Raw genomic sequence first — 20,659 nt, 5'->3', positions numbered from 1 at the left:
CCACCCTAGAAGACGTGCGCCGTACCGGTGAAACAGCTCCCACCAGGCAGACGCCCGGCAAGGGGCGCAGCCGCCGACCGGCCCGGACCAGAGCGAGCGCCTCAGGCTCCGAGCCCGTGAGGCAGCTCGGCGAGGTCGTCACGGTGGACCACCGGAGCCACGTGGTCCGGGACCTCACCCCCGTTGCGGCGAGCCTGCAGGACCTCGTCGAGCTCGGCAGCCGAGTAGCGGCAGATACCTCGCGCCAGCACGCCGTCGGGGCCCACGACCTCGACAACCGCTCCGGACTCGAAGTCGCCGGACACCCCGGTGACCCCGGGCAGCAGCAGCGACTTCTTACCCACCGTCAGCGCCTGGGCGGCGCCGGCATCGATAAGGACCCGCCCCTCCGGCACCGAGGCGTGGGCCATCCACAGCCGGCGGCTGGGTCGGTGCGGCCCGGTGGCCGAGAACCAGGTCCCCAGGTCCTCCGGGACGCCGTCGGGCCCCAGCAGCCTGACGGCGTCGTCCGCGCTGGCGATGACGGTGTCCGTACCCGAGGCGCAGGCGATCGTCGCGGCCTGCAGCTTGGTGCGCATGCCTCCAGTGCCCAGGGCGGAGCCGCGCACGTCGACGTTGACACCCTCCAGGTGCGTCACGTCCGGGACGTACCGGATCGGGGTGGCTCCCGGCGTGCCCGGCCTGGCCGTCCACATCCCGTCGACGTCAGTGAGGAGCACCAGGACGTCCGCGCTGACCAGGTGGGCCACCAGCGCGGCCAGGTGGTCGTTGTCCCCCAGGCTGAACTCGGCGTTGGCCACGGCGTCGTTCTCGTTGACCACCGGCACCGCCCCCATGGACAGCAGCGCGTCGAAGGTGGCGCGCACGGTGCGGTAGTGACGTCGTACCGCGACGTCCTGGGACGTGAGCAGGACCTGGGCGGTGACCTGGCCGTAGGTGCTCATCGCCGTCTGCCAGCGCGAGACGAGTCGCCCCTGGCCCACGCTCGCCGCCGCCTGGAGCAGGCGCAGCTCGCTGGGACGCTCCTCCATACCCAGCGCCGGCAGCCCGGCCGCCACTGCGCCTGAGGAGACGAGGACGACGTCGTGTCCGCGTCGTCGCAGGCTGGCGATGAGCCGGGTGAGGATGTCGATCCGGTTGAGGTTGAGTCCGCCGTCCTCGCGCGTGAGGGAGGAGGACCCCACCTTGAGCACCAGCCGCGCGCCGGCCGGCAGCGCGGTGGGACGGGTCGTCGCGGTGCGGCCGGTGTCCTGCGCGCTCACCGGCTGTCCTCGTCCCAGGACGGGTCGGTCCACAGCCCCTCGGCCGCCTCCTCGCGCAGCTGACGACGCGCGGCCTCCTTGGCGTCCATCGAGGCGTGGTACTGCTCGCGGCGCTCGACGTTGGTGCGACGGTGGTAGTCCTCCACACGCACGTCCGTACCGCGCGCCCCCAGGAGCTCGGCGCCGGCGGTGACGGTCGGTTCCCAGGTGAACAGGACACCGCCGTCGACCTCGCCGATGAGCACGCAGTCCCCGGCGTGGGCACCGGCCCGCACGAGCTCGTCCTCCACGCCTGCGGTCGCCAGGCGGTCAGCGAGGTAACCCACTGCCTCGTTGTTGGTGAAGTCGGTCTGGCGCACCCAGCGCTCCGGCTTGTCCCCACGAACCTGGTAGACCTGCCCCTCGCTGGGGTGCCGGATGAGCGCGACCTGCGCCACGGCCTCCCCGCCCCGCCGGCCCACGGCGACCGGCCGGATCACTGGGCGCTCGGGGGCGGCGATCTCAGGCTGGGCGGCGCGCGCTGCCTCGACGAGCTCGGCCAGGGCGAAGGACAGCGGGCGTAGCCCGGTGTGAGCCACGGCCGAGACGACGAAGACCTTGAGCCCACGTGCCTCGATGTCCTCACGGACGAGCTCGGCGAGCTCCTCGGCCTCAGGAACGTCCACCTTGTTGAGCACGACCACGCGCGGCCGCTCCATCAGCGGCACGCGCCCGGTCAGGGCCGGGTCCGACTCCGTGGGCCCCAGGCGCGAGGCGTAGGCGGCGAGCTCGGACTCGATGATGTCCAGGTCGCTGAGAGGGTCGCGCCCCGGCTCCAGCGTGGCGCAGTCCAGGACGTGCACGATCACCGCGCAGCGCTCGATGTGGCGCAGGAAGTCCAGACCGAGCCCCTTGCCCTGGGAGGCCCCGGGAATGAGGCCCGGGACGTCGGCGATGGTGTAGCGAGTGGCACCCGCCTCGACCACGCCGAGGTTGGGCACGAGGGTGGTGAAGGGGTAGTCGGCGATCTTGGGCCGTGCGGCGCTCATGGCTGCGATGAGGGAGGACTTCCCGGCGCTTGGGTACCCCACGAGCGCCACGTCCGCGATGGTCTTGAGCTCCAGGACCACGTCCAGGCGGTCCCCCGGCTCGCCCAGGAGGTGGAAGCCCGGGGCTCGGCGCCTTGAGGAGGCCAGGGAGAAGTTGCCGCGCCCGCCGGTACCACCCGCTGCCACGACGACCCGGTCACCGGCTGCGACGAGGTCCGCAAGGACCTCGCCCTGAGGCGTCTTGACCACGGTGCCGGTCGGCACGGGCAGGACCAGGTCCTCCCCGTCCACGCCGCGACGCCAGCTGCCCATGCCGGGGGTGCCGTTCTTCGCACTGCGGTGGGGTGATCGGTGGTAGCTCAGCAGCGTGGTGACGTCAGGATCGGCCACGAGGGCGACGTCGCCGCCGTGACCGCCGTCGCCGCCGTCGGGGCCGGCCAGCGGCTTGAACTTCTCGCGGTGGATCGAGGTACAGCCGTTGCCGCCGTCGCCTCCAGCCACGTGGAGGACCACTCGGTCGATGAAGCTGGGCATGTCTCCTCCTAGGGGGACGACGGCGGGCGCGGCCGCCAGCGTGGGCCGTGCGAGGCTGTGGATGAGGTCAGGCTAGACGCCGCGAGGGCGGACGGCCGAAGCCGTTCGCCCTCGCGAAAGCGTGATGTGCTGGAGGCTCAGGCCTCGGCAGCCACGACGTTGACGACCTTGCGGCCGCGGTACGTGCCGAACTCGACGTTGCCGGCAGCGGTGGCGAACAGGGTGTCGTCGTTGCCGCGACCCACGTTGTTGCCGGGGTGGAAGTGCGTGCCGCGCTGGCGGACGATGATCTCACCGGCGCCGACGAACTGGCCGCCGAAGCGCTTGACACCCAGGCGCTGGGCGTTCGAGTCACGGCCGTTACGGGAGGAACCAAGACCCTTCTTGTGTGCCATGTCAGGCTTCTTTCTCTCGAGCTGGTGCGTTCAGAATGCCGCGTGGGCGGTCAGTCACTTGATCGCGGTGACCTTGACGGCCGTCAGCTGGGCGCGGTGACCCTGACGCTTGCGGAAGCCCGTCTTGTTCTTGAACTTGAGGATGTTGATCTTGGGGCCCTTCTCGTCGCCGATGATCTCGGCCTTGACGGAGGACTTGGCCAGGTCGGCAGCAGCGGTGGTCACCGCGTCGCCGTCCACAAGCATGACGGGGGCGAGGGTGACCTCGTCGCCGATCTCACCGGCAAGCTTGTCGACAACCACGACGTCGCCGACGGAGACCTTCTCCTGACGGCCGCCGGCCTTGACGATCGCGTAGACCACTTGAATGCTCATCTCTGTCGGAATCTTCGGACGGACCCTGCCAGCGCGAGGCGCTTCGGCTGGGCCCGTCTCCTGGGCAAGGTGCGAGACGCACCGGCGGACCACTTTATGCGATCCGCCTTGGCTGGCCAACCTGAGCAGGGTCGTGACGGCTGTGTTCTTCCGCACGGTCCTGCCAGGTCAGTCACCTCAACAGGCTCACTCAGTCCTCTGAGACCTCAGCGGACTCAGCGGACTCGCGTGTCTCAGGCTCGGCGTCCTGAGCGTGCTCAGCAGCGTCCTTGTGGGCGTGCTCGGCCGCCGCCGCGATCTGAGCCAGCGCACCGCGGACGGCGGCACGCGTGGCGTCGTCAGCGACGTCGTCGGCGTCAGGCCCCTTGCGGCCCCGACCGCGAGCCTTGCTACCGGACTCGCTCTCCCCCTTGCCGCGTCGTCCCTTGGAGCCGCGCGAGGCGGACATGTCCGCCTGCTGGTTCTCCACAGGGTTCTCGTGGACGATGAAGCCTCGCCCGCCGCAGCACTCGCACGGCGTGGAGAAGGCCTCGACCAGCCCCTGTCCCACACGCTTGCGCGTCATCTGGACCAGGCCCAGGCTCGTGACCTCAGTGACCTGGTGTCGGGTGCGGTCGCGCCCCAGGCACTCCACCAGACGGCGCAGCACCAGGTCGCGGTTGGACTCCAGGACCATGTCGACGAAGTCGATGACCACCATGCCGCCGATGTCCCGCAGCCGCAGCTGGCGGACGATCTCCTCGGCCGCCTCGAGGTTGTTACGGGTGACCGTCTCCTCCAGGGTGCCACCGGCACCGGTGAAGCGCCCGGTGTTGACGTCGATGACTGTCATGGCCTCGGTGCGGTCGATGATGAGCGTACCGCCGCTGGGCAGCCAGACCTTGCGGTCAAATCCCTTGGCCAGCTGCTCGTCGATGCGGTGGGCGCTGAAGACGTCCTCGGGGCTCACCCAGTGCTCCAGGCGGTCCGCCAGGTCGGGGCTGAGCTCGGTGACGTACTCGGAGATGGTCTTCCAGGCGTCAGGCCCCTGGACGATGAGCTGACGGAAGTCCTCGTTGAAGACGTCACGCACCACTCGCACGGCCAGCTCGGGCTCCCCCTTGAGCAGGACGGGGGCGCGTCCGGACCCGGACAGGACCTGCTTGGCCTTCTTGTCGATCGCCGCCCACTGGGTGGCCAGGCGCTCGACGTCGGCCCGCAGCTGCTCCTCGCTGGCGCCCTCAGCCGCCGTGCGCACGATGACGCCGGCGTCGTCAGGGACGATGCGCTTGAGGATCCCCTTGAGACGGTGGCGCTCGGTGTCCGGGAGCTTGCGCGAGATCCCGGTCATCGTGCCGCCGGGCACGAGCACCAGGTACCGACCGGCCAGCGTGACCTGGCTGGTCAGGCGCGCGCCCTTGTGACCGATCGGGTCCTTGGTGACCTGGACCAGGACGGTGTCCCCGCTCTTGAGCGCGTCCTCGATACGGCGGGGCCTGCCTTCCATGCCGGCGGCGTCCCAGTTGACCTCGCCGGCGTAGAGCACGGCGTTACGGCCCTTGCCCAGGTCGACGAAGGCAGCCTCCATCGAGGGAAGCACGTTCTGGACGCGACCGACGTAGACGTTGCCGACCATCGAGGTCTGGGTGTGGCGGGCGACGTAGTGCTCGACCAGCGTCCCGTCCTCCAGGACGGCGATCTGGTTGAGACCGTCCTGCTCGCGCACGATCATCTGACGGTCCACGGACTCACGGCGAGCCAGGAACTCCGCCTCGGTGACGACAGGCCGACGACGTCCCGCGGCACGCCCCTCCCGGCGACGCTGGCGCTTGGCCTCCAGACGGGTCGAGCCCTTGAGGGCCGTCACCTCGTCACGCACGTCGCGGCCGGAGTCCGAGCGTGAGCGGGAGCGACGACGGCGACGACGGCGTGAGCTCGGCGAGCTCTCCTCGCCGTTCGCCTCCCCGTCCTCGGCCGTCTCGTCAGCGGACGAGGTCTCCGTCTCGCGGGACTCGTCCTGCGAGACGTCCTCGTCCTGGGTCTCCTCGGGCTCGGAGGAGCCCTCACCACGAGAGCGTGAGCGGCGCCCGCGCCCCCCACGGCGCCGCTTGCGGCGACCGCCGGCGCTCTCCTCCGAGTCGTCCCGGTCCTCTCGCTCCTCAGGCTCCTCCTGGGAGGAGGCATCGTCAGCCGAGCCGGCGGGCGAGGCCGAGGCAGTGGGCTCAGGTGCCTGCTCAGGAGCCGCCTGGGCAGCGGTGGCCTTGCGACGACGGCGGCCACGGCGAGCCGGCCGAGCCTCCTCGCCCTCAGGCTGAGGCTCGCTGCCCGTGTCCGCGGCCCCGCGCTCCTCGTTGCCGGGTTCCTCCGGCTCCGGTGCGGCGGCCGGAGCCGCCTGCGCAGCCGTCACCTTGCGGCGGCGACGGGCTCGCGCGGGGTCGGGCGCCTGGAAGAGCAGGGAGGCTGCCGGCAGGAAGGAGCCAGCATCCTCCTCCTCGTCGTCGCCAGCGTCATCCTGCTCAGCAGACCGGGGCTCGTCGTCCTGGTCGGTGTGGTCGTCGTCCTCAGGCGCCCCGTCAGCCGAGGACGCGGACGGGGCGGAGTCGACCGAGCCCGTCGAGGACTGCACCTCGGCAGGCTGGGCGACGTCCTCCTCCGAGGCCTGGGCCGGCTCGTCCTCAGGCTCCTGGGGAGCCACGAGGGTCTCCACCACAGGTGCGGCGTCAGCAGCGGCCTGGACAGCCTTGACACGACGACGGCGCCGCGTCGTGGTGTGCGCGCGGGAGACCGCGTCCTCCTCGGTCTCAGGAGCAGCCGGCGCAGCCGCAGCCACGACAGGAACAGCCTCGTCCTGCGGCACCGGCGCCGGGGTCGGCGCTGACTGGGTGGCCGTGACCTTGCGTGACCGACGCGGCCGGCGTGCGGGCTCGCTCGCGGGCGCGGCCTCCGGGTCCGTCGCCGCTGCCTGGGACGCGGGCTGGGTCGCCTCGACGACCCGTACCTGGGGGCCCTCCCCTGCCGGCTCAGTCTCCTGGACCTGACCGGCGTCCTCCTGCGCGGTGGTGGTCTCCTCGACCTTCCTGGCCGAGGAGGACCGGCGCGTGCGGCTCGTGGCCGCCTTGCCGGTCTGGGAGGTCTTGGCAGCAGGCCGCTTCCGAGCGGTCTTCCTGGGAGCCTCCTCCGCCTCGCTCCGCAGTGCCTCCTCCTGGGCGGACTGGGAGGGCGGCTCCTCGCCGTCGGTCTTCTCAGACTTCGAGGAGGCGGTCTTCCTGGCAACGGCCTTCGTCGCCGTCTGACGGGTCGTCGTGCGACGTGCGCGCTTGACGGGGGCCTCGGTGGCGGCCTCGGTCTCAGGGGACGGGTCAGAGGCCTGCGGCTCGGGGGCCGGTTCGACCTGGCTGCGGTCTGGGGAAGTCGTCATGGTGCGATGCACTCTCCGGGCACCACGGTTCTCGTCGTACCCACGAGGCCGCGGCACGGTCGTGCTCCGCGAGCGGAGCAGAAAGTCTGCGTATGCGCCATGCGGCGCCGGCCGTCGTCGTCACCCGCACGAGCCGGGACCGCAGCAGCGCTCAAGGCGGCGCAAGGCTCCCGGACGGGGTGGACCACGAGGTTCGGACACCGGGGGCCGGTACGTGACACCCGGGGCCAGAGCGAGTATCCCACACTCCTCACCCCCTCCTGGTGTCACGACCACCTCCGGAGCATCGCCCCCAGCGGAATCCTGCGGCTTCTCGGCCCGCCAAGTATCCAGGACCAAGGTCCTGATGTCGACCGCGCCCAAAGTCCCAGGCGCTGAAAAAACCCACCTACCTGACACATGAGGCCAAAGCGTCACAACATTGACATATCAACGAAGCCGCTTTGACGACACCGCGTCACGCCGCGGTTACACTTGACCCGTGTCACCGTGACCTCGGTCCCGGCAGCCCTATTGAAGTCATCACTCCCTATGAAAGGTGGCGCTGGTGGTCCTCACACCCTTGGCGCTGGACTCCCTCGACCTCGCTCGTTGGCAGTTCGGCATCACGACCGTCTACCACTTCATCCTCGTCCCTCTGACGATCGGTCTCGCACCGCTGGTGGCGTTGATGGAGACCCTCTACAACCGCACCGGCAACAAGCAGTGGCTCGTGGCCACCAAGTTCTTCGGCAAGATCCTGCTGATCAACTTCGCCCTAGGCGTGGCCACGGGTATCGTCCAGGAGTTCCAGTTCGGCATGAACTGGTCGGAGTACTCCCGCTTCGTCGGTAACATCTTCGGCGCTCCCCTTGCCTTTGAGGCTCTGCTCGCCTTCTTCCTCGAGTCCACCTTCATGGGCCTGTGGATCTTCGGCTGGGACCGCCTGTCCCCGAAGCTGCACAACCTGTGCATCTGGATGGTGGCCATCGGCGTCAACATCTCCGCCCTGTTCATCCTGGGTGCCAACTCCTGGATGCAGCGCCCGGTGGGGGCCAAGGTTGACCCTGACACCGGACGCGCCGTGCTTGACGGCATCGGCGGCTTCTTCGAGGTCCTGGGCAACCCCCTGCTGTGGACCACCTTCTTCCACACCATCACCACCTCCTTCCTGGTGGCCGGCGCCATCATCCTGGGCGTGTCCGTGTGGTGGATGACCAAGGCGGCCAAGGCCAAGCAGGAGTTCGAGGCGCGCGAGCTGTGGCGCCGCATGACCCGCTTCGGTGCGATCACCATGGTGATCGCCGGAGTGCTGTGCATGGTCTCGGGCCACTTCCAGGGCCAGCTGGTCGTCAAGGAGCAGCCCGCCAAGATGGCGGCTGCCGAGATGCTGTGCGAGAGCGCCCAGGGTGCCGGCTTCACCGTCGCCGCCTTCGGTTCATGTGAGGACGGCTCCGCCTCCCACATCATCACCATTCCCAAGGTCTACTCCTTTATGGCCACCAATGACCCCAACGCCGAGGTCATGGGTCTCAAAGAGGCTCAGGAGATGTACGCCAGCAACTACGGGGCTACTGACGCCGCGGGCAACGAGATCGACTACACCCCCCACGAGATGACGACCTTCTGGTCCTTCCGCGCCATGATCGGCCTGGGTGGGCTCAGCGTCCTGATCGGCCTGGTCACCCTGTGGCTCATCCGCAAGGACCGTCTCATCACCTCCTCGGGCTACGGCAAGCTCGCCCTGTGGTCGATGGGCCTGCCCTTCCTGGCTGCCACCTTCGGCTGGATCTTTACCGAGATCGGCCGTCAGCCGTGGGTCGTGGCCCCCAACCTCGCCTCCTTCGAGGCCGGAGACCCGGTTGGCCAGGTCTACATGCTGACCCAGCAGGGCGTGTCAACCGTGGTCTCCTCGGGCACGGTCCTGACCTCGATGGTCATCTTCACCCTCCTGTACGCCGGGCTCGGCGTCATCTGGTTCATGCTCCTGCGCCGCTACATCCGTGAGGGTGTGCGCACGCAGACGGAGAAGACCTCGGTGACCTCCGAGCAGGCTACCCAGGCCGCTCCTGCTCTGTCCTTCGAGTACTGAGCCGAGAGAAGAGAGAACACACCATGACGCTGCTTTCCATCCTCTGGTTCATCCTCATCGCCGTCCTGTGGATCGGCTACCTCACCCTTGAGGGCTTCGACTTCGGTGTCGGCATGCTGCTCAAGATCCTCGGCCGCAACGAGCAGGAGCGGCGAGCCATGATGAAGACCATCGGCCCGCACTGGGACGGAAACGAGGTCTGGCTGCTCACCGCCGGTGGCGCCACCTTCGCCGCCTTCCCGGAGTGGTACGGCACCCTGTTCTCGGGTGCCTACCTGGTCCTCTTCCTCATCCTGCTGTGCCTGATCGTCCGCATCTGCGCCATCGAGTGGCGCAGCAAGATCAACTCCCAGAAGTGGCGTGACAACTGGGACTGGGCGCACACCGTCTCCACCTGGCTCCCCGCCATCCTGTGGGGTGCTGCCTTCGCCAACCTGGTCCAGGGCATGAAGATCGAGGTCGTCGAGGTCGTCTCTCGCAACGTTGTCGACCCCGCTCTCATCGACTCCGACATGCTCATCCCGGGCGCCTCCCACGAGCTGACCGGTGGCTTCTTCAGCCTCCTGACCCCCTTCACCATCCTGGGTGGTCTGGTCACCTGCACGCTGTTCCTCACCCACGGTGCGCTCTACACCGCGCTCAAGACCGCCGGGGAGCTGTCCGCTCGCGCCGAGGCCTTCGCCCGCAAGTCGGCGATCGTCTCCACCGCGCTGTGCGCCGTGTGGGCGCTGTGGGCGCAGATCCAGTTCTCGCCCAACGTCCTGTCCTGGATCCCGCTGGTCGTCGCCGCAGTCTTCCTCATCGCCTCGCTGCTGATGACCTACAAGGGCCGTCAGGGCTGGGCCTTCGCCCTCCACTTCGGTGGGATCGCATTCGCCGTCGTCTTCATCTTCGCCGCCATGGCCCCCGACGTCATGCGCTCGACGATCGACCCGGCCTACTCCCTGACCATCGGCCAGGCCGCCTCCGATGACACCACCCTGGCGATCATGACGGTGGCTGCGGTCATCTTCGTGCCGGTCGTGCTCTTCTACACGATCTGGGGCTACAAGGTCTTCTCCAAGCGCGTCAACGCCGAGAAGATCGACCCCAACGAGGGCGGCCTGCACCCCACCAAGGTGCGCGACTCCGCCCAGCCAGAGGCCGCCGTCGGCTACTGACAGCCGAGTAGGGCTCACAGTCACCTGTGAGCCGTGACAGACCGGGCCCGCCCGTCATCCAGGAACGCTGGGTGGCGGGCGGGCCTTCGTCTCTGCCTCAGCGTCGCTTTCGCCTGTGAACAGTCGCTTGAGCAGCCGGCAGCACACAAAGCGACTGTCGCGGGGCGAAAGCGACGGAAAGCAGACCACTATCCTGGAGCGGTGAAGCCACTGGACCCCCGCCTCATGCGCCACGCGCGCTCAGCACGGCGCTACATCCTCACCACGGCGGTGACCGGGCTGCTCACAGCCGTCCTCGTCGTCGCGCAGGCCTTCCTCATCTCCCGCGTCATCTCCCCGGTCATCACCGAGGACAAGACGATGGCACAGGTCCTTCCCCTGGTCGGTGTCCTGGCCGTGGTCGTCGTCATGCGGGCCCTGGTGCTCCTGGTCCAGGAGGCACGTGCGCACCGGGCTGCCACCGGCACGATCATCGAGCTGCGCCGGCTGGTCATCGAGCGTGCTGCCGCCCTGGGCCCACGCTGGCAGGCCTCTCACGGCGCCGAGACCACGACGTTGCTCACCCGTGGCATGGACGACCTGGAGCCCTACTTCACCCGGTACCTTCCCCAGCTGCTCATGGCGGCCACGGTCACGCCGCTGACCGGCCTGGTCATGCTCCTCCAGGACGTCCCCTCCACGGTCGCCGTCGTCCTGACGATCCCGCTCATCCCGATCTTCATGATCCTGATCGGCAAGATGACCCAGCAGCACTCGGCGGACCGTCTGGAGGCGATGGAGCGCCTGGGTGCCCAGGTCCTCGACCTCATCGCCGGGCTGCCCACCCTCAAGGCCCTGGGGCGCGAGATCGGACCGGGACGACGCGTTCGCGAGCTCGGTCGCGCCTACAACCGCACCACCATGGCCACCCTGCGTGTGGCCTTCCTGTCCGGCGCGGTCCTGGAGTTCCTCACGACGCTGTCCGTGGCGATCATCGCCGTCGAGGTCGGGTTCCGCCTTCTGTTCGGCCACATCGACCTGGCCACCGGGCTGCTGGTCATCATGATCGCGCCCGAGGTCTACCAGCCCCTGCGCCAGGTCGGCTTCCAGTTCCACGCCTCCGCCAACGGAGTGGCGGCCGCGCAGGCGGTCTTCGAGGTGCTGGAGACCCCGGTCCCCCGTACCGGTACGCAGCCTGCTCCTGACCTGGCCGGCGCCACGATCGAGCTGGAGCACCTGAGCGTGGCGGCTCGCGGCGCCTGGGCCCCCCACGACCTCACTGCCACGATCCGCCCCGGGCGGCTGACCGCTCTGTCAGGTCCCTCCGGCGCCGGCAAGACGACCACTTCCCAGGTCCTCCTGGACCTGCTGGCGCCGGAGCGAGGCAGCGTCCGGGTCGTCAGCGCCGACGGCGTCGCGCAGGACCTGGCAGAGATCGATCCGGCCACCTGGTGGCATCAGATCTCGTGGGTTCCTCAGCGCCCCGTCCTCCTGCCCGGCACGGTCCTGAGCAACACCCTCCCTTCCGGCTCCCACGAGACCAGCGGCGCAGGTGCCGACCTCCCGGTCCCCCAGGAGGTCGTCAGAGCCGCCCAGGTCACCGGTCTGGACGAGGTGGTCGCCTCCCTGCCGCTGGGATGGAGCACCCCAGTGGGCCACGGCGGCACCGGCCTGTCGGTGGGACAGCGTCAGCGCCTGGCCCTGACCCGGGCCCTGGTGGAGACCGCTCCCCTGGTGGTCATGGACGAGCCCACCGCCCACCTGGACGCAGCCAGTGAGGCTCACGTCCTGGACGGGCTGGCAGCGCTGAGGGCCTCCGGCCGCACCGTCGTCGTCATCGCCCACCGTCCCAGCGTGCTGGCGCTCGCCGACGACGTCGTCACCGTCTCCTGCGCCCCTGACCCCACCGTCGGCCAGGACGAGGGCCGTACCGCCCGTCCTTCCCCGGTCAGCCCCGCCGTCGGCCAGCCTGAGGAGCCCGAGGAGGTCGCCCGATGAGCCTGTTCCTGACCCGTGACGAGCGCCGTGCGCTGCGCCGTGCCCTGACGCTGCTGGAGCTGGACCGCGGGCGGGTCGTCCTGTCGGTGGTCACCGGCTCGCTAGGTCTGGTCTCTGCCGTCGCCCTGTCGGGAGTCGCCGCCTGGCTCATCGCCCGGGCCTCCCAGATGCCCGACGTCGTCGCGCTGGGCGTGGCCCCTGTCATGGTCCGTCTGTTCGGTATCTCCCGCTCGGTCCTGCGCTACTGCGAGCGACTGGTCTCCCACGACACCGCGCTGCGCGGGATGAACGCCCTGCGTACCCACGTGTACGAGATCCTTGCCTCCTCCCGCACCGACACGGTGGCCCGCCTGCGTCGCGGGGACGTCCTGTCCCGCGTGGGCACGGACGTGGACGCCGTCGGCGACCTGGTGGTGCGCGGGTTCCTGCCCGCAGGAGTGGCCGCCACGGTCGGTGTGGTCACCAGCCTCGCCATGGGCCTGGTCTACTGGCCCGCTGGCCTGGTCCTGGCTGCCTGCCTGCTCCTTGCCGGCGTCCTGGGCCCTGTGGCCACCATCCGCTCGGCCCGCGCCGCCGAGCTCGCCCGGCAGGAGCAGGCCACGGACCTGGCTGCCACCGCCCTGACCGCCATCGACGGCGGCAGCGAGCTGAGCGTGGCAGGCAGGATGCTGGCCCTGCTGACCGGCCTCGACGAGGTCGAGCGTCACCTCGCCACGACCCGGGACAAGGCTGCACGGCCGGCGGCCCTGGCCGCCGCGGTGGACACCCTGGCGATGGGACTGGCCGTCCTCGGAGCGGTGCTGGTCGGGCTGCCGGCCGTGGCCAGCGGCTCCCTGGCTCCGGTGTGGCTGGCCGTCATCGTCCTGGTGCCCTTGTCCGCCTTCGAGGCCACTGCCAACCTGGGGCCGGCCTCGGTGCAGCTGGTGACCTCCGCCGGAGCGGCCGTGCGCGTCGTCGAGCTGCTCGACCGTGCTGAGACCACGGCCCTTCCCACGCCCCGTGCCGCCGGCGAGCCGGCCGTGCGTCTGCAGGACCCGGGTTCTGAGGGATCTCGTCTCAAGGCCCGAGGCCTGGCAGTGGGATGGCCCGGTGGTCCGGTCGTCGCCGAGGGCATCGACCTCGACCTGGGCCCAGGTGACCGCCTGGCGGTCGTCGGTCCCTCAGGCATCGGGAAGACCACGCTCCTGCTGACCCTGGCCGGGCTGCTGCCGCCGCGTGCCGGTGAGCTGGCCCTGGACGGCGTCGTTCCCTGGTCGGTCCCCCGCGACCAGGTGGCCCAGAGAGTCACCCTCACCCAGGAGGACGCGCACATCTTCGACACCTCGGTCCTGGAGAACCTGCGTGTGGCCCGTGGCTCCGTCACCGCTGAGGAGGCTGCTGGACTCCTGGAGCGTGCTGGCCTGGGGCCCTGGCTGACCACGCTCCCTGACGGCCTGGACACAGTCGTGGGTACCGACGCCACCGCGCTGTCAGGCGGTGAGCGGCGCCGTCTGCTGCTGGCCCGTGCCCTGGCGGCTCCGGCTCCCCTCATGCTGCTGGACGAGCCCGCTGAGCACCTGGACACCGGTACCGCCGACCAGCTGGTGGAGGACCTGCTCACCGCGGACGCCTCACGCGGTGTCCTGCTGGTCACCCACAGGCTGTCCGCCCTCGCCAGCGCCCAGGAGGTCCTGGTGCTAGGTTCCCAGGCGGGAGAGCCCGCCCGCGTGCGGGCCCGCGGGACCCACGCTGAGCTGAGTGAGCAGGACCCCGCCTACCGCTGGTCCCTGGAGCAGGAGATGAGCCCCCGTGCCTGATCGCGGCCTTCCCGAGCGCGACGACGGCGTCATGGTGCCAGGAATGCCCTCCGCCGAGATGCTCATGGCCCTGCCGAGCGTGCCCAGCCCCGAGGACTCCTCCGGCCTGGGCCCACTGACCTACGCCGTCCACTCCGACTCTCTCGGCTCCACCCGCAGCCGCAGAGTCGCCCAGCCGCTGGAGGAGACCACGGTCGACCTCCTGCGCGCCGCACTGCGCCTGACCAGCTCGTTAAAGGTGCCCGATGCCTTGAGCAGGCTGGTGGACTCCGCCTGCTCACTGACCGGAGCCGCCTGGGGCACGATCGCAGTCTTCGAGCACTCACGCACCACGGGACAGTCCAGTGAACCGGTGACAGCAGGCTCGGCTACAGCCTCTCCCGAGCACCTCCAGGCGCTGCTGGGCACCGCCAACTCGGAGCAGGAGGTCGTCATCGTCAACGAGCTGATGGGCTCCTCCGCCTTCACCGGTGCCATCGAGGGAGAGGATCCCGGCTCTGTCCTCTCGGCCCCGCTCAAGGTCCACGACCGTGTCTACGGCCGACTCTACCTGTGTGACAAGCCCGGCGGATTCGGCCCGGCGGATGTCACCACGGTCGCCACGCTGGCGGAAGCGGCAGCAGTCGCCGTAGAGAACTCCCACCTGTACCGCGTCGCACGCAGCCGTGAGCAGTGGATGGCTGTGTCCCAGGAACTGACCACGATGCTCCTGTCCGGTATCGATGAGGACGAGGTGCTCACCCTCATCTCCCAGCGGGTCCGCGAGGTCGCTCACGCGGACACTGCCGTGCTCATCCTGCCCAGTCTTGGTGACACCTGGGTGTGCGAGATCGCCGACGGCGCCCACAGCTCTGAGCTCATCGGGATCCGGTTCCCGGCAGAGGGGCGTGCGCTCCAGACTCTCGCTAAGCAGACAGGCCTCATCGTGCCCTCCCTCCACGAGCTGTGGCAGGGTGAACGGCTGAAGATCGAGGCACTGGCCCGCTTTGGCCCAGCGCTGTACGCCCCGATGGTCCAGCGCGGCGAGGGTATGGGCGTCATGCTCCTCCTGCGGGAGCAGGACGGCCCGGTCTTCACCGCCCAGGACCTGGAGATCGCCGAGCTGGTTGCAAGCCAGGCGATGATGGCCTTCGAGCTCGCCGACGCCCAGCACGCCGAGGAGATGGCCCTCCTACTCGGCGAACGTAACCGGATCGGGCGGGACCTGCACGACCTGGCGATCCAGCAGCTCTTCGCCACAGGGATGCAGATCACGGCGGTCAAGGACCATCTCAAGGAGGCCTCCAAGGCCGGCGACACCGTGGATGTCGATGCCGTGTGCGAGGTGCTGGAGTCCTCGTTGGTCGCCGTCGACGAGTCCGTCCGTCAGATCCGCTCCATCGTCAGGTCGTTGCGCGACCGCGACGAGGACGTGAGCCTCGTCGAGCGGCTGCGTCGTGAGGCGTCACTGGCTCGTACCTCCCTGGGCTACGCCCCCTCCCTCCTACTGAGCGTGGACGGCCGAGGCCTGGCCCAGGTACCGCGCGAGGCCGAGGACGAGCTCACCGACGCCGTCGACGCAGCCGTCGAGCCGGACATCGCCGACGACATGGTCGCGGTCGTGCGTGAAGGCCTGAGCAACGTCGCCCGTCACGCTCGGGCCTCGTCAGTGACGGTGGACATCAAGCTGGAGGGCATCGTCCCCGTCGACTGCGTCGAGACCGCTGACGAGGGCTCAGGCGATGCCGCGACCGGGAACACCGAGCCCTTCACCGGCAGCCCCTTCGTCGAGATCGTGTGCCGCGACGACGGGGTCGGCGTCGACCCCTCGGTGACCCGGCGGTCGGGGACCGCCAACATGGCTGAGCGCGCACGCCGCCACGGCGGCAGCTTCGTCATCGGGCCCCGGGCCCGCTCCGACGGCGGACGGCGCGGGACCTGTTTCACATGGCGGGTGCCGTTGGCTGGGCCAAACGCTTCCCGCGTGGCCTAACTCACCCTGTGATTCTGGGCCTGCGGGCAGTCTCAGTGGCGCCGCCAGCCGGAGGCGCGCTGGCCGGCTACCCACGCCGCGACCTGGGTGCGGCGCTGCAGCCCCATCTTGGCCAGCAGGGAGGTGATGTGGTTCTTGACGGTCTTCTCCGCCACCCCGAGCCGCTCACCGATCTCGCGGTTGGACAAGCCGTCACCGATGAGCTCCAGGACCTTGCGCTCGGCGTTGGTCAGGTCCGCGGTCGGGTCGTCATGGTCCGCACGACGCCGGGTCACCGTGCGCTCGTCCAGCAGGACCCGCCCGGAAGCCACTGCCCGCACGACGTCGGAGATCTCCGCACCGTGGACGGTCTTGAGCAGGTAGGCCCGGGCCCCGACCTCCAGGGCCTCAGCCAGCGCCTCGTCGTCGTCGAAGGAGGTCAGGACGATCGGCAGCGCCTCGGGCACCGCGTCCCGCAGGTCGTCCATCACCTCGATCCCGGTGCCGTCCGGCAGCTGGAGGTCCACCAGCACGACGTCGGGACGGACCAGCTCGGCACGGCGGACCGCCTCAGCGCGGCTACCGGCCTCGGCGACGACGTCAAGGTCGTCAGCACGATCGATGATCTCGGCAATTCCGCGCCGGACGATCTCGTGGTCGTCCACGATCATGACGCGGACCTGCTCGGAAGAGGAGGAAGTCGGCATACCTGAGAGGGTACCAGCGCTGGGGACCAACGTCACACAAGCTCACGCATGATGAGCGCGTTCAGCGCGTGCTCACGGGGCCCGTCAGCACCGGACCCGCCCGGCTACCGCTGCGGGCGCTGACAGCGGGGGCAGAAGGTGTGGCTCCGGCCCGTCAGCACCTCGCGCCTCATCTGCGTCCCACAGCGTCTGCAGGCCTGGCCCGCCCGGCCGTAGGCCTGAAGCTCCCGGGCAAAGAAGCCCGCAGCGCCCTCAGCGTCGACGTAGAGCGCGTCGAAGCTCGTCCCGCCTGCAGCCAGGGCTCGGCGCATCACCTCGGCGACGGCCTGCAGGAGGCGCGTCCCCACTCGTGGCCCCAGCCTGGTACCGGACGTCCCGCCGTGGACCCGTGCGGCCCACAGACCTTCGTCGGCGTAGATGTTGCCGATCCCGGAGACCAGCTCCTGGTCCAGGAGCTGCGCCTTGACCGCGCGGCGCGAGGCCCTCATCCGCCTCAGGACCTGACCAAGGTCAGCAGCCGGGTCCAGCAGGTCACGGGCGACGTGCGCGGCATCCTGCGGCAGGAGCGCAAGACGGCTTCCCTCCCCACCGGGCCCACCGTCAGCGGTAGGCACCAGGGCGCTGAGCCTGAGCCCCCCGAGCATGCGCTGGTCGACCAGGTCGAGCGCAGCCCCACGAGCAGAGGCCGGGTCCCCGCGCCGGGAGGACAGGTGCAGACGCACACGCAGGTGCCGCGGCCGGAGATCGAGGTCACGCACGAGGCTCGGCGCGCGGGTCGCGGTCAGGTCCACCGTCCCAGCCGCCGGGTCCCCGAGGAAGTCCGACACCGGCGACGTCCGCTGCGGCCGCGAGGCGTCGTCCCGAGCGGGAGACGACGTCGTGCCGCGGACCAGCAGCTGACCGCTCATGCCCAGGTGGGCGGACAGGGCGTTGCCGTCGTCGAGCACCAGCCACAGGAACTTACCGCGACGGACTGCGGCCTCGATCCTGCGGCCAGCCAGGCCGTCACGGAAGACGCTGACGCCTCCGTCCTGACGGCGCAGCGCCCGAGGGTCCAGGACCTCGACCTCGCCGACCTCACGACCCAGGAGATGACGTTCCAGACCGCGACGGACGGCCTCGACCTCAGGGAGCTCAGGCACGTGGGCCCTCGGCAGAGGGACCCTGACCAGCGACGGGCAGGCCCAGGTCCGCGCGCAGGGCGTCGGTGGCGCCGGGGATCTCCAGCCCGCCGTCCCCGTCAGAGGCCAGGATCGAGGCGTAGGCAGCCTCGGCGGCGTCGTGCTCGGCCACCTTCTTCGAGCTGCCCGTCCCCTCTCCACGTTCCTGGCCGGCCACGAGGGCGACGGCGGTGAAGACGCGGGCGTGGTCGGGGCCGACGCTGGTGACGCGGTAGCTGGGACTGCCCAGGTGGTGGACGGCGGCCAGCTCCTGCAGGCTCGTCTTCCAGTCCAGGCCCGCGCCGCGCGAGGGCGCTGCGGTGAGGAAGCGGCTGACCAGTCGCAGGACGACCTCGCGGGCCGGCTCCAGGCCGACCGTAAGGTAGGTGGCGCCGATGAGAGCCTCGACCGTGTCGGACAGGATCGAGTCCTTGTCCCTCCCACCAGACAGGGCCTCGCCCTTGCCGAGCTTGATGAACTCCCCGAGTCCCAGGTCCCGGGCCACGCCTGCCAGGGCCGGCTCGGAGACCGTGGCCGCACGCATCTTGGCCAGCTGTCCCTCAGGCACCTCCGGGTGGTCACGGAAGAGGTCCTCGGTGACGATGATCTGCAGGACGGCGTCCCCCAGGAACTCAAGACGCTCGTTGGTGGGCAGCCCGCCGTTCTCGTGCGCCCAGGAGCGGTGGGTCAGCGCGAGGTCCAGCAGCGCGGGCTCGATCTGGCAGCCCCAGCGGTAGACCAGGGACTCGACGTCCGTGCGGGCCGGGGGAGCCTGTCGGCGGGAGGGCTTGCGTGAGCCTCGGGACATCAGGCCTGGTCCCCCTCGCCCTGCTCCCCGGGCTCCTCAAGGAGCGCCGACAGAGCGGACCAGCGCGGGTCCAGGACCTCGTGGTGGTGGTCCTCGGGCAGGTCGTCCAGGCGCTCACCACACTCCGGGCACAGACCGGCGCAGTCCGGCTGGCACAGGGGACGGAAGGGCAGGTCCAGGACCAGGGCGTCCCGCAGCGCCGGCTCCAGGTCCAGGCTCGTCTCCCCCACGAGGAACAGGTCGTCCGCCTCCTCGTCCCCCTCCGCCTTCTGGGCCTCAGCGGCCTCGGGCAGGAAGTAGAGCTCGTCGAACACCACCGTGCGGTCCTCGTCCAGGTCCCGCAGGCAGCGCACGCACTCACCGTGGACGTGGAGGTCTGCCTCCCCACGCACGAGCACGCCGTCCTCCATCGAGGTCAGCGAGGCCTCCAGCACCATCGCGCTGCTCTCAGGCACGCCGATGACCTCCGTGCCCAGACCTGCGGGCGCGGTCACGTCGAGACGGACGTTCTTGACCGAACCTACCGCGCGCGGCAGGTCCACGATGTCGACGACGAGTCCGGTCACGGCTTCCTCCTCATGCTCACGGTCCAGGACGAGGACCTTGCGGTGCGAATCTACCTGCCCCGCTCGGCACCTGGAACCACAGGGCCGGGCTCTCAGCGCTGGGCGGAGGGGTCCACCGACCAGCTGGCTGAGGACCGCAGGGAGCGGCGGGTGGGCTCGGAGCGCTCGGACTCGGTGTGTCCGGGGCCGTAGCCCGAGGCGCTGCGGGCCTGAAGGCGACCGGCCAGGACCTCGCGACCGGCACGCACCTGGTCCCCGATCCGGCCCAGCTCGATCTCCAGGGCAGCCAGGGTGCGGTCGCTGTAGTCGTCAGCACCGTGCCGCTGCTGGGCGGCCTTCTCCTCAGCCGCCGCGATGATCGCGTCAGCACGGTCGTTGGCCTGACGCACGACGTTCTCCGCGGACACCAGGCGCTCGGCCTCCTCGTGGGCACGGCTCACGAGCCGCTCGGACTCCTGGCGCCCCTGGGCGGCCACGGCGTCAGCGTCCGCCACGATGTCCTCGGCCCGACGCACGGCCCCGGGCACGGCCTGGCGGGCGCGCTCGACGAGGTCGAGCGCCTCCTCCCGGTTGACGATGACGGAGGCGCTCATCGGCATCGTCCGCGAGCCCGAGATCAGGGCGTCGAGCTCGCTGAGGATCGCGAGCAGGTCGTCTCCCGCGTCTGGCCTGGTCGTCACGAGGTCATCCTTCCTTGAGGTGTCTGGGGTGGCTGGTGGTGGGAGCGGCTCGCGCTGTCAGTCCCGGCCCAGCTCCTGGTACAGGACGGCCAGGACCACGTCCGGGACGAGCCCCGAGACGTCTCCGCCGTGGCGGGCCACGTCCTTGACGAGCGAGGAGGAGACGTGAGCGTGTGCCGGGGCGGCGGTCAGGAACACCGTCTCAGGACCGCCCAGGTCCCGGTTGAGCAGTGCCATGGGCACTTCGGCGTCCAGGTCCGTCCCGTTGCGCAGCCCCTTGACGATGGCAGTGGCCCCGCGCTCGCGGCAGTAGTCCGCCAGCAGCCCCGGCACCAGGTCCACCTCGGCCCCGGGCAGGTCCGCCAACGCCTGGCGCGCGAGCCGGGCACGCACCTCGGCGTCGAAGAGGTGGTGACCCGACTTGGCGGCGTTGTGTGCGATACCCACGACGACCCGGTCGAACAGGGTGCAGGCACGTGCGACGACGTCAAGGTGACCCTTGGTGATCGGGTCGAAGGAGCCAGGGTAGACGGCGAGGGTCATGCGGCGAGGGTATCGCCCTGACCGCCTCCCCGCTGGACACGCGCCGCCGCCGACCTCACTGTGGCCGACGGCGCAGCCGGGGCGCGCCAACGCTCGCCCGCGCCCCGACTAGCACCCGCCTGTGTCTTCCATCGTTTTCGCTTCTGAACAGTCGATTCCTATGCGCGCCGCAATGGAATCGACTGTTCAGAAGCGAAAGCGACGTGCTCAGAGGCAGCTCAGCCAGTGCCGAAGGCACCTGAGACGCCC

General features: G+C 70.1%; 16 protein-coding genes. 5 read left to right on the top strand and 11 right to left on the bottom strand.

The genetic code is table 11. The features are described 5' to 3' along the window. Positions 1 to 101 precede the first annotated feature (101 nt). From proB to HRL51_RS04690, 5 genes are all read right to left on the bottom strand, one after another. Positions 102 to 1,262 (bottom strand): glutamate 5-kinase, encoded by a 1,161-nt coding sequence (gene proB / locus HRL51_RS04710; protein WP_244960242.1) that lies wholly within the window; start codon positions 1,260 to 1,262, stop codon positions 102 to 104. Next, complete coding sequence (gene obgE, locus HRL51_RS04705) at positions 1,259 to 2,824, bottom strand: GTPase ObgE (protein WP_172120804.1); 1,566 nt, start codon at positions 2,822 to 2,824, stop codon at positions 1,259 to 1,261. Before obgE ends, proB begins: the two co-directional genes overlap by 4 nt. Before the next feature lie 137 nt (positions 2,825 to 2,961). Continuing rightward, a complete protein-coding gene (gene rpmA / locus HRL51_RS04700) occupies positions 2,962 to 3,219 on the bottom strand; it encodes a 50S ribosomal protein L27 (protein WP_172120805.1) in 258 nt (85 codons plus the stop codon). A 54-nt stretch (positions 3,220 to 3,273) separates the two neighbouring features. Then, positions 3,274 to 3,594: a 50S ribosomal protein L21 gene (rplU, locus tag HRL51_RS04695; RefSeq protein WP_006549481.1), complete on the bottom strand. Its 321-nt coding sequence runs from the start codon at positions 3,592 to 3,594 to the stop codon at positions 3,274 to 3,276. Between the two features lie 190 nt (positions 3,595 to 3,784). Further along, the gene (locus HRL51_RS04690) at positions 3,785 to 6,283 is read right to left on the bottom strand and encodes an Rne/Rng family ribonuclease (protein ID WP_413228086.1); all 2,499 of its coding nucleotides are present in this window, start codon (positions 6,281 to 6,283) and stop codon (positions 3,785 to 3,787) included. 1,255 nt (positions 6,284 to 7,538) lie between these two features. Here HRL51_RS04690 and HRL51_RS04685 point away from each other — a divergent pair. The 5 genes from HRL51_RS04685 to HRL51_RS04665 all read left to right on the top strand — a co-directional run bounded on the left by HRL51_RS04685 (position 7,539) and on the right by HRL51_RS04665 (position 15,967). After that, the gene (locus tag HRL51_RS04685; RefSeq protein WP_172120807.1) at positions 7,539 to 9,062 is read left to right on the top strand and encodes a cytochrome ubiquinol oxidase subunit I; all 1,524 of its coding nucleotides are present in this window, start codon (positions 7,539 to 7,541) and stop codon (positions 9,060 to 9,062) included. A 23-nt stretch (positions 9,063 to 9,085) separates the two neighbouring features. Further along, complete coding sequence (gene cydB / locus HRL51_RS04680) at positions 9,086 to 10,222, top strand: cytochrome d ubiquinol oxidase subunit II (protein ID WP_172120808.1); 1,137 nt, start codon at positions 9,086 to 9,088, stop codon at positions 10,220 to 10,222. Positions 10,223 to 10,423: 201 nt separating this feature from the next. Then, complete coding sequence (gene cydD, locus HRL51_RS04675; RefSeq protein WP_194256549.1) at positions 10,424 to 12,199, top strand: thiol reductant ABC exporter subunit CydD; 1,776 nt, start codon at positions 10,424 to 10,426, stop codon at positions 12,197 to 12,199. Continuing rightward, a complete protein-coding gene (cydC, locus tag HRL51_RS04670; protein ID WP_172120809.1) occupies positions 12,196 to 13,995 on the top strand; it encodes a thiol reductant ABC exporter subunit CydC in 1,800 nt (599 codons plus the stop codon). Before cydD ends, cydC begins: the two co-directional genes overlap by 4 nt. A gap of 43 nt (positions 13,996 to 14,038) precedes the next feature. Next, entirely contained in the window at positions 14,039 to 15,967 is a 1,929-nt protein-coding gene (locus HRL51_RS04665) for a GAF domain-containing sensor histidine kinase (RefSeq protein WP_172120831.1), read from the top strand. A gap of 32 nt (positions 15,968 to 15,999) precedes the next feature. On the opposite strand, the gene HRL51_RS04660 is transcribed toward HRL51_RS04665, so the two are convergent. From HRL51_RS04660 to coaD, 6 genes are all read right to left on the bottom strand, one after another. Beyond that, the gene (locus HRL51_RS04660) at positions 16,000 to 16,653 is read right to left on the bottom strand and encodes a response regulator (protein WP_172120810.1); all 654 of its coding nucleotides are present in this window, start codon (positions 16,651 to 16,653) and stop codon (positions 16,000 to 16,002) included. A 104-nt stretch (positions 16,654 to 16,757) separates the two neighbouring features. Further along, positions 16,758 to 17,795, bottom strand: coding sequence for a bifunctional DNA-formamidopyrimidine glycosylase/DNA-(apurinic or apyrimidinic site) lyase (mutM, locus tag HRL51_RS04655; RefSeq protein ID WP_172120811.1), 1,038 nt, complete (start codon positions 17,793 to 17,795; stop codon positions 16,758 to 16,760). Then, the gene (gene rnc / locus HRL51_RS04650; protein WP_172120812.1) at positions 17,788 to 18,621 is read right to left on the bottom strand and encodes a ribonuclease III; all 834 of its coding nucleotides are present in this window, start codon (positions 18,619 to 18,621) and stop codon (positions 17,788 to 17,790) included. The genes mutM and rnc overlap by 8 nt, the downstream gene beginning before the upstream one ends. Further along, positions 18,621 to 19,187 (bottom strand): YceD family protein, encoded by a 567-nt coding sequence (locus HRL51_RS04645; protein ID WP_172120813.1) that lies wholly within the window; start codon positions 19,185 to 19,187, stop codon positions 18,621 to 18,623. The genes rnc and HRL51_RS04645 overlap by 1 nt, the downstream gene beginning before the upstream one ends. A gap of 92 nt (positions 19,188 to 19,279) precedes the next feature. Next, positions 19,280 to 19,867, bottom strand: coding sequence for an ATPase (locus tag HRL51_RS04640; RefSeq protein ID WP_172120814.1), 588 nt, complete (start codon positions 19,865 to 19,867; stop codon positions 19,280 to 19,282). Between the two features lie 57 nt (positions 19,868 to 19,924). Continuing rightward, a complete protein-coding gene (gene coaD, locus HRL51_RS04635) occupies positions 19,925 to 20,410 on the bottom strand; it encodes a pantetheine-phosphate adenylyltransferase (RefSeq protein WP_172120815.1) in 486 nt (161 codons plus the stop codon). Between the last annotated feature and the right edge of the window lie 249 nt (positions 20,411 to 20,659).

The sequence above is a fragment of the Actinomyces faecalis genome, from assembly GCF_013184985.2.
Lineage (GTDB): Bacteria > Actinomycetota > Actinomycetes > Actinomycetales > Actinomycetaceae > Actinomyces > Actinomyces faecalis.
Note: the sequence above shows the minus strand (reverse complement) of the source record. Positions and strands in the feature narration are given on the sequence as shown.